Raw genomic sequence first — 11,256 nt, forward strand, 5'->3', positions numbered from 1 at the left:
CAAGCCCTTCTTTCTGTTTATTTTAAAGCATCCACAATCGTATCTATATTGGATTTGTACATCTTTACATAGGTTTCGGCATTTTGAGATTCATCCCCTAATGCATCTGAAAACAACTCTCCGCCTATCGAAACATCCCAACCTTTTTGTTGGACAGCTTCTTGAAGAGATTCAATCGTACGAGTAGGCACAGAGCTTTCTACAAAAATCGCTTTGATTTGTTTATCTGCTACGAGTTGCGCCAAATCGCTAACATCACGTGTTCCAGCTTCAGACTGAGTATTCAACCCTTGAAGTCCAACCACTTCAAATCCGAACTCTTCTCCAAAATAATGGAACGCGTCGTGAGCTGTGACTAAATAACGACTTTCTTCCGGAATTTCTGTGATACGGTCATTAATATAAGCTGCTAACTCATCCAATTCTTTTTGGTAATTCTCATTGTTTTCTTGATAGGCATCTGCATTTTCACTATCAAATTCACTTAGCTGGTCTGTGATATAGTCAGCTGCCAATTTCCAGTTGCTGACACTAAACCAAATGTGAGGATCATAAGCTAGTGAATCATCATCAGATGACAAAAATGTTTCTTTTGATAAACCTTCTTCTAATACAAAAACTTCTTTTCCTTGTTGTTCCAGTCCTTCGAAAACTTCTCCTAATTGAGCTTCTAAATGTAACCCGTTTGAAACAACGACATCAGCTTCCATCATATTGGTGACATCTGAAGCAGAAGCTTGGTATCCATGAGGATCGATTCCAGGTCCCATCAGACCTTCTACCTCTACGTGCTCGCCACCTATTTGGTTGACTAAATCAGTGATCATAGTTGTTGTCGTAATAATTTGAACAGCTTCTCCTTGAGCGGTCGAATTCCCCTCATTCGCATCTGATGCATCAAATTGGCATCCTGCCAAAATCAAGAGGACAACAGCAGAAAAAAGCACAGCTAGTTTTTTCATTTTATTTACCTTCTTTCGAGTTGTTTTAAGTTATTTTTAGATTAGACTAAAAATTATATAAAGTCAACCTAAACTAATTCATTATTAAATTATCCGCGTGGGAAAATGTAAATAAAAAACAAGCTTATATATCCAATCGTCTCTGGTAGGCTAAAAGAAAAACGTGAATTGCTGTCTGGCTGTAAAACAAAACTAATAAATGTTGTATGCAGCTATTTCGGAATACATGGACGGTTCTGTCTGAAATTTTAACATCTGGAGGATTATAGGCTCCAGTCAGGTCAATGGATCGCTACAAGCAAAACCGTCCATTCCTTACTTGGTTGTTTTTTCTGTATGAGGTATAATGGAAGTACCGATTTAAACTGACCTATTGAAAATTATTCATAAACGTCAGTTACATTAAGCAAGTTTTTACAGGCAAGAACATTCAACGTAAATATTCTTATCTGTATGCGGAAGTAAAAAGGAGTATTCAAATGACGCCAAGCAAAGAAGATTATTTAAAAACCATCGTTAGTCTCGGAGGAGCCACCAAAGTAGTAAACAATAAACAGTTGGTAGAAGCGATGAATGTATCTGCTGCGTCAGTAACAGATATGAATACCAAATTATTAAAAGAAGGCCTGATCACTCATACTCCTTATAGAGGTGTTCAAGTAACTGAAAAAGGATTGCGTCTGGCAAACCAAGTTATTCGAAAACACCGTATTTGGGAAGTCTTTTTGTTGGAAAAGCTGGGCTATGATTGGAAAGAAGTCCATGCCGACGCGGACCGTTTAGAACACGCTTCTTCTGATTTGCTGATCGAACGACTGAATCAATTTTTGGGAGAACCTGAATTTGATCCTCACGGCGGAAGAATCCCTGCAAAAGACGGTACCACAGAAAGCTATGACTACCCTCAATTGAATGATTTGACGCCTGGTGAGTCATTTGTTGTAAAAGAAGTAGAAGACGATCCTGACTTTTTAGATTACATTACTGTTAAAGGCATCAAATTAGAGCAGCGCTACACATTGCTGGCCAAAGAAGCATATGAAGGTTCGCTGGCTTTACAAACCCCAGAGGGAAAGACTTTTATGTTAAGTTACAAGGCAGCTTTTAAAGTATTTGTAGAAAAGGTAGACACTAAGTAAGATAAAGCTTTTTAAAAGCAATTCCATTCATTTTAAAAGGTACAACAAAAAAACTGCTCACTGGGTAATTATCCCAATGAGCAGTTTTTATTTGTCTATTTTTTTAAATCATACAGCCTTTCAATCAGAAACAGTAGATCTGTCTCAAATTGTACTCCGAATCTTAAGTTAGCTCTATTTTCAAGAGTGCATTTAATGACTTTTTCCACATACTCCACCGCACTTGTCATAGCTGATTCCAGAGGAAGATCTTGAAACAAAAATCCAGCGATCACACTGCTGAACACATCTCCAGTACCTTCAAAACGCCCAGGATAAACAGCTGAAAAAGCATAGCTGACTTGTTGGTTTTGTTTTGACATACTGGCTGCTCCGATCTCTGTTTCATTCAGCATTACTCCAGTCAAAACGACTTGTTTTCCATTCCATTGAACCATTTTATCCATCAAGATTTTGATATCCTCTGGTGTATAAGGTCCTTTTCGGTAAGGAGTTTTTGTTAAGTAAGCTGCTTCTGTCAAATTCGGGATAATCACAGTCGACAGTTGACACAATTCCCGCATTTGCTGAACATAATCTTCATCAAATCCATCATACAACACTCCATGATCGCCCATTACCGGATCCAGTACAATGACTGCTTCAGGTGCTGTGAAGTCCTTAATGATGCGTTTCACTATTTCTATTTGCTCATGCGAGCCTAAGTAGCCGATCAATACTCCATCAAAAATAAGACCCAGTTGTTTCCAATGGTCTAAAATTTTAGACATCTCACTCGTCAGATCCAAGTAAGTGTAATCTTCAAATCCAGCACCCGTGTGTGTAGACAGCAAAGCAGTAGGCAGCATATGAGTGCTGTTGTTCAAACTGCTTAAAATCGGCACAGCCACATTCATCGAAATCTGGCAACTGGCTGAGATGTCTTGAATAACTAATACTTTTGGTTGCTTCATCTATTTCACCACTATTCCATTACATTCTTTGTTTATTATACCAGTTTTATCTCTATTTTCTTCCCTTACCATCATTTTTCTGAAAACTATCTTCTTATCTGCATAGCGAATAATGTATAATAGAAAATAAATCAGGGGGACAACTTATGAATAAGAAAACACTCACTACACAAAACTTGGTATTATTTGCTTTATTTATTGCAATGACAGTAGTAATGACGCTTATTATTCGCATTCCGATTCCATTTGCCCAAGGGTACGTGAACATTGGGGATTCGATTTTGTTGCTGGCAGGCATGCTTCTGGGTCCGGCTGGCGGTTTTTGGATCGGTGGTATTGGAAGTGCATTAGCAGACTTATTTACAGGCTATTCTTTCTACGCCCCCATCACTTTTTTGGTCAAAGGGATAGAAGGTTTGCTATGCGGATGGCTATTTATTAAGCTGCCTTCTTCTAAACCGTTGATTCCTGCTCTGACAGCTGGTGTTTGGATGGCAGTGGGGTATGTTTTGGGAGACTGGATTCTCTTCGGACTGGCTGCAGGTCTAGCAGCATTTCCCATGAATTTACTTCAAGGAATCGTTGGAGCTTTCATGGCCGTATTGCTGCACCGTTTCACCGCACCTGTCTTTAAAAATCGAACACAGTAAAAAAAAGCTAGAGAAAACAGCTTACCACTGTTTATTCTCTAGCTTTTTTTACTACAACTTCAAGATATTGATTTTCAGCAGCTGAATCTTTCAGCACTCGCAGTAAATTTTTTCCATATCGTCCTAACTGCTCTTCCATCATTTCTGGATACCAGACTTCGATCACTTTACAAGAAAAATCCATCGTTAAACAATCTTTCAAAGCATCTAAGTTATTGCCGTAATAATCAGGCAAGTCCAGCTCTCTCTTCAAGTAGGCATGCAATTCTTCTCGATCCGTCATTTGACTGCCGTCAAGAATTATTTTCTTTATCATAGCAACCTCCTAATAAAGCTGTTCAAATGTCTCATAGTGGTCATCAGTGTAAAAAATCAACCCATCATTCGAATAAACGATTCGTTTGGGACCTCGATATTCTCCTTGATAATCAATGTCCGCTTCATAATAGATGCGTCCATCTTTTTCAGGCAGCAACCCTTCATAATTTCCAAACTTATTGCCCCCTATGGACATCTGATCTGCCACTTCCCATAAGTTGCCTTTTTCATTATCCCAACCTAAAGCTTCTGCTTCTTGCTTCGTCAAATAATTAGGCGGCAATTCGCCGAATTGATGCAGGTAAGCAGCAACCTCATCTTTCGTGGAGTAAGCATTTCCTTCAGTAACGCCACTCTCTTGAACTGTAGATTCTATCTGCGTGTTTTCTGATGGAAGCAGCGTATCAAATACATCCAGCTGTTGTCCTCCAAATAAAAGGACCAGTACTCCAACGATACTGTATAACCAATTCTTTGTATTTCTTGTCTTTTTCATATTAATCCTCTTTTTCTTCTAATTCTATTTGGGCTTGTTTAGCTGCTTTCTTACGTGCACGAAGCATACGGAAAAAATCCGTCAATAGAGCTGCACACTCTTCTTCCAATAACCCTTTTTCAATGTCTACTTGGTGATTGAACCGCCCATCCCCTAACAGATTCATCAATGTTCCCGCAGTACCGCCCTTAGGGTCTGGAGCTCCGTAATACAATTCTTTTACACGCGACAAAATCATTGCTCCACTGCACATTGGACAAGGTTCAAGCGTCACAAATAATTGCGTATCTTCTAGACGCCAATTGTCTAGATGCTGATTTGCTTCCCGAATCGCGATCATTTCTGCATGAGTAGTAGCATCATGAGTCAGCTCGCGCAAATTATGTCCACGGCCGATAATCTCTCCATTCAAGACCACTACCGCACCAATCGGAACTTCTAATTTTGCTTCTGCTTTTTTCGCTTCTTTGATGGCTTCTCGCATAAAAAACTCTTTTTCAACGCTAGATAATTCCATATCATTCTCCTCTGTCTGTTTTCACTTCCCTTATGATAGCATATTCTTCCTCAAACCCTACAAAAAAAGTCAAACCATGATAAAATAAAGAGGAAGCTCTAATCAACCGATATCTTTCTACAGAAATGAGGAACATAAGTGAATTTCAAAGAAATGAAATTATTGTATCCAGAAGCTGTACTGACACATTCCAACACCTCTGGAGAAAAATATGTAGCTTTCCCTTATAAAGACAAATGGATCCAACTTGAAAGAAAACAAAAAAGCGACACTGAATTAGCTTTGATCCAGTATGCTTTGACACAAAAAAAGACCTCTTCAACTCGTTCTGCTGCTTCAAAATGGCAGTCGTTTCTGTTGGAAGAGTCATTTGCTTTGCCGAGAAACGAAGGCAGTTACCGCATCATTCAATTTGAGATTGTTAAAATAGATGACACGTTTACGCAGTCTGTTTGGCTCGATGCATTTAAAAGTTTATTTTTGAACATAGAAGAAGCTTTTTTCATTACTGAAACAAAAGGAATACTTATTGAAGAAAAGCAAGAGCATTTGCTGAGCAATGAAGAAATGGCTGGAATCATACGCACTTTAGATGATGACTTTTCCATCAAGACGGTGTATTACATCGGTCAATTTTGGCCAATAGAAACAACTTTGACGCAGATTTTCAAAGAAGAACAAAATATTTTTGATACTCAAAAAAACAAGCAATCTCAAGTGTTCGACTTATCAACGATTGCTTTGCATCATTATACTGCTGACGCCATAAAAAAGAGTCCCTTGATGCAGAAGTTGAAAGCAGAGACTGTTTTTGATGCTGAGTTCAAAGAATTGATTTTAGCGATGTGGAAAAGCCAAGGTAATATCTCAGTGGCTGCCAAATCTCTATATATCCACCGTAATACTTTACAATACCGCATAGACCGATTCCATCAAGCTAGCGGCTTATCTTTGCGCAATATGGATGACTTGTTGCTTTGCTATTTATTGACGCTGAATTAAAAAGACAACGAAGCATCTTTCGCGATGCTTCGTTGTCTTTTGATTTCCAGGATAGTTTCATTACTTTTTCATTTTGTGCATAGTAGCATCTTTAAATTGATCTGTGTATTCGTTGATATTGCCTCTTATATTGCTTACTTTATCGACAACATTTAATAAATTGATCAACTCTTCATCTGATAAATTTTCTACCACTTTCATCGCCTTAGGATTGCCATTCAATTTTTTTTGAACAAAATACTTTGCACGTTTACGATTGATTTTATTTTCTACTTTTTCCATTGCTGAATCAGACAAGATCATATAAGCCGCACCAATTGCTGTCGCTGTTGCGAGGCCCAATAACAAATTACGCGTAGAATTTTTCATGAAAATCCACATCCTTCTCGTTTGTTTTATCAGCTTCATCATATCAGAAATATTTTTTTATCACGAATAAAAAGCCTACCAGAATCGTATCTGGTAGGCTGTAAAAGTTGTCTTATTGAGCAGAGACTTTTTCTTTGTTTTGTTTTGCAGATTTTTTAGGATCACGAACAGTGAATCGGATTTCTCCTTTTTGAGCTCCAATAGTCACATGATCTCCAATCTTAATGTTCCCGCTTAACAACTCTTCACTCAACAAATCTTCAATTTTCTTTTGAATGGCTCTACGTAAAGGACGAGCGCCGTATTCAGGATCGAACCCTTCTTTAGAAATAACCTCTATCGCTGCTGGTGTGATTTTAGCATAGATATCCATGTCTTCTAAACGTTTGACGATCGTACGAGACATCAATTTCACGATTTCATTCAATTCTTCTTTTTCTAATGAATGGAATACAATTGTTTCATCTAAACGGTTTAAGAACTCTGGACGGAATGAATTCTTCAATTCTTCAAGGATCCGTTTTTCCATTGTCTTATGATCGTGTTTTTTATCTTCCAGTGAAAAACCGACTGATTTTTCATCACGTAACGCTGTTGCGCCCAAATTGGAAGTCATGATCATAATCGTATTTTTAAAATCTACCTTACGACCTTTACCATCTGTCAAATGACCATCATCTAAAACTTGAAGTAAAATGTTGAAGACATCAGGATGTGCCTTTTCTACCTCATCTAACAAAATAACAGAATATGGTTTTTGACGAACTTTTTCAGTCAATTGTCCACCTTCATCGTATCCTACATAACCTGGCGGCGAACCTACTAAACGACTTGTACTGAATTTTTCCATATATTCAGACATATCGACACGAATCAATGCTTCTTCATTTCCAAACATCGATTCACTCAATGCTTTAGCTAACTCCGTCTTACCAACCCCTGTAGGGCCTAAGAACATAAATGAACCAATAGGACGGTTAGGATCTTTCAACCCGCTTCTTGCACGACGAATCGCTTTAGAAACAGCTTTGACCGCATCTTCTTGTCCAATCACTCGTTTATGCAGCACATCTTCCATTTTTAATAAACGATCGGATTCTTTTTGTTCCATTTGCTGAACTGGAATACTTGTCCATAAAGCTACAACTTCAGCTATGTCATGTTCAGTAACTTCTAATTCAGTTGGTGTTTCTTTTTGCCCTTGTTTTTTCATTAAGGCATCTACTTTTTTCCGTTGTTTCATTTCACGCGTTCTGATTTCGCCGGCTTCTTCAAAATCTTGATTTTGAATAGCTTCTTCTTTCGCTTGGACCAATGCATCCAATTCTTCAACGGCAACTGCTATTGCTGTTGGTTTTCCAGTTACATCGATGCGTACTTTAGAAGCAGCTTCATCAATCAAATCAATTGCTTTATCAGGTAATTGTCTAGAAGTAATGTAACGCGTAGACAATTTGACCGCAGCTTGAACTGCTTCATCTGTGATTTTTACGCCATGGTGATCTTCATAGCGAGAACGCAGACCATATAAAATCTCTTCTGTTTCTTCAGCATTTGGAGGATCGATATGGATCGGAGCAAATCGTCTTTCCAAAGCAGCGTCTTTTTCGATGTGTTTTTGGTACTCATCTAAAGTCGTTGCTCCAATAGTTTGCAATTCACCACGTGCCAGAGCTGGTTTTAAGATGTTAGAAGCATCAATCGCGCCTTCTGCTCCTCCGGCTCCAATCAGAGTGTGCAACTCGTCGATAAATAAAATGATTTCTCCATCTTGATAAATTTCTTCGATGATTTTTTTCATTCGTTCTTCAAACTCACCGCGGTATTTTGTTCCGGCAACCAAAGAACCCATATCCAACATCATCAAACGTTTATTCGCCAAAGTGCTCGGCACTTCTCCTGCGATAATTTTTTGAGCTAATCCTTCAGCTATTGCAGTTTTACCCACACCAGGTTCACCAACTAAAACCGGATTATTTTTTGTTCTGCGGCTTAGGATTTGTACAATCCGTTTCACTTCTTTTTTACGACCTACAACAGGATCCATTTTACCATCTTTAGCTTGCGCTGTTAGATCTCTTGCTAAAGAATCTAATGTTGGTGTTCCTGCAGAAGTCTGCTTAGCAGCTGATCTTGGACGCTTGCTTTTTGTATTCTTCATTTGATCTTGTCCGATTTTTTTAAAGATTACTTGACGAGCTTTGTTTAAACTTACATCCAAGTTACCTAATATCTTAGCCGACAAAATGTCTTCTTCGCGCAATAATCCTAATAACAAATGTTCTGTTCCGACCAATGCTGAACCCATACGTCTCGATTCATCTGTAGCAAATGTAATGGCTTGTTTTGCTCTAGGAGAATAAGGCAAAACAGCTTCTTTTGAAATGTATTTCATTGTTCCGTATCCGGTGAAATGTTCAATTTCTTCACGAACATCTTGTTCCGTGATAGAGAACTGACGAAGTGTTTTACCAGCGATACCTTCTGCTTCTTTTACAATACCTAGTAAGATGTGCTCAGTTCCAACAGAATGGTGACGAAAAGCCTTAGCTTCTTCTTGAGCAATCCCTAATACTGTTTTTGCTTTTTCTGTAAATAATTCATTCATGTTCTCGCCTCCGACTTATCGTTATTCATACCTCAAATTGTTTAGGCAAGATTTTAATATACGTGCCCTTACCTCTTTAGCCGCTTTATTGTCTAATCCTAATACGACTTTATCCATAGCAGCCATTAATAATACGGCTTCTCTTTTATTTAAAAATTCATCTTCATACAACTTTTGCACGATTGAAAAAGCATCATTTTGAGAAATACTGTTGCCAACTATTTCTATTATTGTATCTAACATCTCGGATTCGTCCAACAATTTAACTTTGATGATCCGGATGTATCCACCGCCGCCACGCTTGCTTTCAACTAAATAACCTTTTTGCACTGTAAATCGAGTATTGATCACATAGTTTATTTGAGAAGGAACACAGTTAAATAAATCAGCCATTTCGCTTCTTCTGATTTCCACTTGATCTGATTGCCCTAGCACTTTTTTCAAATAAGATTCAATGATATCTGACATATTTTTATTTTCCATGCGTTCTTGTTATTAAAAATAGGTCATTGGTGTTTTAGTATCATACACTGTTTTCTAACACATTCCAATACCTGATTTTTAATAACCCTCCTTTTCTTTTAGTCTTTAAAAAAGACCATCTAATTTAGTCAATAATCTTCAATAACCTTTGACTAATCCTGACTAATATTATACTGGAAAAAAGCTGATTTGAAAAGCCCACTTATAAAAAGTTGCTGCTGTACTGTTTTCATGCCCTCTTTATTGGTCAGAATAACAAAATAAAAATCGATCATTCGAATTCCATTTGTGGATGTCATCTGCAACGTAACCTCTCAACCAAAGTCTGCCTTCGATTTTTCTTATATAAAATCCTCTAGGAAAATCCTCTCTCTTATCAACTTTTTCTGAAGCGATCGTTATTGAACCATAAGGTGCTCGCTTTTCGTATAGTGGTTTATCCGTATACCCTTCAGGTTGATCCAAATAAGCTAACCTTAAATAGGGTCCCGTTTCTAATGGACAAAGAAATAACCCTTTTTTTATAGCTTGCTCATAAATATCCGGTAAAACAGCTCCATCTATTAACCCGAGATCTCCAACAGTTAATTCAATCGTTTTTAATTCATACATTTTCTCAGATACACTCATTCGTCCATCCATTAATAATTGCTTACCTAGTTCATTGATAAATATATCTTTCTCATTCAGCTTATTCATAAGGTCTATTTTACTCAGTCCACCTGCTTGTATCGTTCTTACAACTGAAGAACGTCCAAGAGATCCATTCCCTGCACCTATCGTCATTTTCTATCACTCCCTAAAAAGGTAACTGTTTTATCTTTCATAATAAATCAATCCAATAACGTGTACAATATCCTGTGCTATAGTTTATAAAAATTAAAAATTCACACAAAAAAAAGCGAGCTAGACACGAGTCCACTCACTTTAAACACGATTTTATTATCGGGAATACAGGATTCGAACCTGCGACCCCTTGGTCCCAAACCAAGTGCTCTACCAAGCTGAGCTAATTCCCGTATGTATGCGCTTCTATGCTTCTCTATAAAATAAAAGAAATGCACCCAGCAAGAGTCGAACTTGCAACCGCTTGATTCGTAGTCAAGTACTCTATCCAATTGAGCTATGGGTGCTAAATAAATGGTGCCGAGGGCCGGAATCGAACCGGCACGGATATCACTACCCGCAGGATTTTAAGTCCTGTGCGTCTACCTGTTCCGCCACCCCGGCAATAATGAACAAGATTCAGAAGATTTACGTTCAGTATCTAGATAATCTAGAAAGCGGAAGACGGGATTCGAACCCGCGACCCCCACCTTGGCAAGGTGATGTTCTACCACTGAACTACTTCCGCAAATGATGCCGGCTAAAGGATTTGAACCCTCGACCCTCTGATTACAAATCAGATGCTCTACCAACTGAGCTAAGCCGGCAAGTAGTATTGCCATTCAAAAAAGTAATGATGCGGGTGAAGGGACTTGAACCCCCACGCCTCGCGGCGCTAGATCCTAAATCTAGTGCGTCTGCCAATTCCGCCACACCCGCATAGTATTTAATTTGGCAATAGATAAACATACTAGTCATATGAATACAACTAGTATGAGTCATGCAGGATTCGAACCTGCGACCCTCTGATTAAAAGTCAGATGCTCTACCAACTGAGCTAATGACTCATGGTGGAGGTTAACGGGCTCGAACCGCTGACCCTCTGCTTGTAAGGCAGATGCTCTCCCAACTGAGCTAAACCTCCAAAAAAAAA

Annotated in this window: 12 protein-coding genes and 8 tRNA genes; 3 read left to right on the plus strand and 17 right to left on the minus strand. The window is 38.4% G+C overall.

Annotated features, from left to right (window positions below; translation table 11 throughout):
• Nucleotides 1-17: 17 nt before the first annotated feature.
• Complete coding sequence (locus tag ACE025_RS04975; protein ID WP_485938068.1) at nucleotides 18-962, minus strand: metal ABC transporter solute-binding protein, Zn/Mn family; 945 nt, start codon at nucleotides 960-962, stop codon at nucleotides 18-20.
• Nucleotides 963-1,441: 479 nt separating this feature from the next.
• On the opposite strand from ACE025_RS04975, the gene ACE025_RS04980 reads away from it, so the two are divergent.
• Entirely contained in the window at nucleotides 1,442-2,101 is a 660-nt protein-coding gene (locus ACE025_RS04980) for a metal-dependent transcriptional regulator (RefSeq protein ID WP_485938070.1), read from the plus strand.
• Between the two features lie 95 nt (nucleotides 2,102-2,196).
• On the opposite strand, the gene ACE025_RS04985 is transcribed toward ACE025_RS04980, so the two are convergent.
• Nucleotides 2,197-3,054 (minus strand): pyridoxamine kinase, encoded by an 858-nt coding sequence (locus ACE025_RS04985; RefSeq protein WP_485938072.1) that lies wholly within the window; start codon nucleotides 3,052-3,054, stop codon nucleotides 2,197-2,199.
• Between the two features lie 146 nt (nucleotides 3,055-3,200).
• Between ACE025_RS04985 and ACE025_RS04990 the strand changes: the two genes are divergently transcribed.
• Nucleotides 3,201-3,704, plus strand: coding sequence for an ECF transporter S component (locus tag ACE025_RS04990; RefSeq protein ID WP_485938074.1), 504 nt, complete (start codon nucleotides 3,201-3,203; stop codon nucleotides 3,702-3,704).
• A gap of 31 nt (nucleotides 3,705-3,735) precedes the next feature.
• Here ACE025_RS04990 and ACE025_RS04995 read toward each other — a convergent pair whose 3' ends face one another.
• From ACE025_RS04995 to tadA, 3 genes are read right to left on the minus strand one after another with little or no spacing between them, the layout of a single operon-like run.
• Complete coding sequence (locus ACE025_RS04995; RefSeq protein WP_485938076.1) at nucleotides 3,736-4,020, minus strand: barstar family protein; 285 nt, start codon at nucleotides 4,018-4,020, stop codon at nucleotides 3,736-3,738.
• 9 nt (nucleotides 4,021-4,029) lie between these two features.
• The gene (locus tag ACE025_RS05000; RefSeq protein WP_485938078.1) at nucleotides 4,030-4,518 is read right to left on the minus strand and encodes a ribonuclease domain-containing protein; all 489 of its coding nucleotides are present in this window, start codon (nucleotides 4,516-4,518) and stop codon (nucleotides 4,030-4,032) included.
• 1 nt (nucleotide 4,519) lies between these two features.
• Entirely contained in the window at nucleotides 4,520-5,035 is a 516-nt protein-coding gene (tadA, locus tag ACE025_RS05005) for a tRNA adenosine(34) deaminase TadA (protein ID WP_485938079.1), read from the minus strand.
• A 138-nt stretch (nucleotides 5,036-5,173) separates the two neighbouring features.
• Here tadA and ACE025_RS05010 point away from each other — a divergent pair, with 138 nt between their 5' ends.
• Nucleotides 5,174-6,037: a helix-turn-helix domain-containing protein gene (locus ACE025_RS05010; protein ID WP_485938081.1), complete on the plus strand. Its 864-nt coding sequence runs from the start codon at nucleotides 5,174-5,176 to the stop codon at nucleotides 6,035-6,037.
• A 60-nt stretch (nucleotides 6,038-6,097) separates the two neighbouring features.
• On the opposite strand, the gene ACE025_RS05015 is transcribed toward ACE025_RS05010, so the two are convergent.
• The 12 genes from ACE025_RS05015 to ACE025_RS05070 all read right to left on the minus strand — a co-directional run bounded on the left by ACE025_RS05015 (nucleotide 6,098) and on the right by ACE025_RS05070 (nucleotide 11,247).
• Nucleotides 6,098-6,406, minus strand: coding sequence for a hypothetical protein (locus ACE025_RS05015; protein ID WP_485938083.1), 309 nt, complete (start codon nucleotides 6,404-6,406; stop codon nucleotides 6,098-6,100).
• A gap of 112 nt (nucleotides 6,407-6,518) precedes the next feature.
• Nucleotides 6,519-9,014 carry an ATP-dependent Clp protease ATP-binding subunit gene (locus ACE025_RS05020; RefSeq protein WP_485938085.1) on the minus strand — a complete coding sequence of 832 codons (2,496 nt, stop codon included), beginning with the start codon at nucleotides 9,012-9,014 and terminating at the stop codon, nucleotides 6,519-6,521.
• A 21-nt stretch (nucleotides 9,015-9,035) separates the two neighbouring features.
• On the minus strand, nucleotides 9,036-9,497 hold the full coding sequence (locus ACE025_RS05025; RefSeq protein WP_485938087.1) for a CtsR family transcriptional regulator: 462 nt from the start codon (nucleotides 9,495-9,497) through the stop codon (nucleotides 9,036-9,038).
• Nucleotides 9,498-9,737: 240 nt separating this feature from the next.
• Entirely contained in the window at nucleotides 9,738-10,283 is a 546-nt protein-coding gene (locus tag ACE025_RS05030; RefSeq protein WP_485938089.1) for a hypothetical protein, read from the minus strand.
• A 159-nt stretch (nucleotides 10,284-10,442) separates the two neighbouring features.
• Nucleotides 10,443-10,516: transfer RNA gene (locus ACE025_RS05035), tRNA-Pro, on the minus strand.
• Between the two features lie 40 nt (nucleotides 10,517-10,556).
• A tRNA-Arg gene (locus ACE025_RS05040) sits at nucleotides 10,557-10,630 on the minus strand.
• 8 nt (nucleotides 10,631-10,638) lie between these two features.
• Nucleotides 10,639-10,727, minus strand: a tRNA-Leu gene (locus tag ACE025_RS05045).
• A 52-nt stretch (nucleotides 10,728-10,779) separates the two neighbouring features.
• Nucleotides 10,780-10,851 (minus strand) — tRNA-Gly (locus ACE025_RS05050).
• Nucleotides 10,852-10,857: 6 nt separating this feature from the next.
• Nucleotides 10,858-10,930: transfer RNA gene (locus ACE025_RS05055), tRNA-Thr, on the minus strand.
• A 30-nt stretch (nucleotides 10,931-10,960) separates the two neighbouring features.
• Nucleotides 10,961-11,042, minus strand: a tRNA-Leu gene (locus ACE025_RS05060).
• 55 nt (nucleotides 11,043-11,097) lie between these two features.
• Nucleotides 11,098-11,170: transfer RNA gene (locus ACE025_RS05065), tRNA-Lys, on the minus strand.
• A gap of 1 nt (nucleotide 11,171) precedes the next feature.
• A tRNA-Val gene (locus ACE025_RS05070) sits at nucleotides 11,172-11,247 on the minus strand.
• Between the last annotated feature and the right edge of the window lie 9 nt (nucleotides 11,248-11,256).

It is taken from the genome of Desemzia sp. AGC72, from assembly GCF_057334175.1.

What these genes read in the sequence shown, in the direction of transcription:
- ACE025_RS04985 (WP_485938072.1), bottom strand. Translation starts at nt 3,054, where the DNA reads ATGAAGCAACCAAAAGTATTAGTTATTCAAGACATCTCAGCCAGTTGC.
- ACE025_RS05020 (WP_485938085.1), bottom strand. Translation starts at nt 9,014, where the DNA reads ATGAATGAATTATTTACAGAAAAAGCAAAAACAGTATTAGGGATTGCT.
- ACE025_RS05000 (WP_485938078.1), bottom strand. Translation starts at nt 4,518, where the DNA reads ATGAAAAAGACAAGAAATACAAAGAATTGGTTATACAGTATCGTTGGA.
- ACE025_RS05015 (WP_485938083.1), bottom strand. Translation starts at nt 6,406, where the DNA reads ATGAAAAATTCTACGCGTAATTTGTTATTGGGCCTCGCAACAGCGACA.
- tadA (WP_485938079.1), bottom strand. Translation starts at nt 5,035, where the DNA reads ATGGAATTATCTAGCGTTGAAAAAGAGTTTTTTATGCGAGAAGCCATC.
- ACE025_RS04980 (WP_485938070.1), top strand. Translation starts at nt 1,442, where the DNA reads ATGACGCCAAGCAAAGAAGATTATTTAAAAACCATCGTTAGTCTCGGA.
- ACE025_RS05030 (WP_485938089.1), bottom strand. Translation starts at nt 10,283, where the DNA reads ATGACGATAGGTGCAGGGAATGGATCTCTTGGACGTTCTTCAGTTGTA.
- ACE025_RS04995 (WP_485938076.1), bottom strand. Translation starts at nt 4,020, where the DNA reads ATGATAAAGAAAATAATTCTTGACGGCAGTCAAATGACGGATCGAGAA.
- ACE025_RS05025 (WP_485938087.1), bottom strand. Translation starts at nt 9,497, where the DNA reads ATGGAAAATAAAAATATGTCAGATATCATTGAATCTTATTTGAAAAAA.
- ACE025_RS04975 (WP_485938068.1), bottom strand. Translation starts at nt 962, where the DNA reads ATGAAAAAACTAGCTGTGCTTTTTTCTGCTGTTGTCCTCTTGATTTTG.
- ACE025_RS04990 (WP_485938074.1), top strand. Translation starts at nt 3,201, where the DNA reads ATGAATAAGAAAACACTCACTACACAAAACTTGGTATTATTTGCTTTA.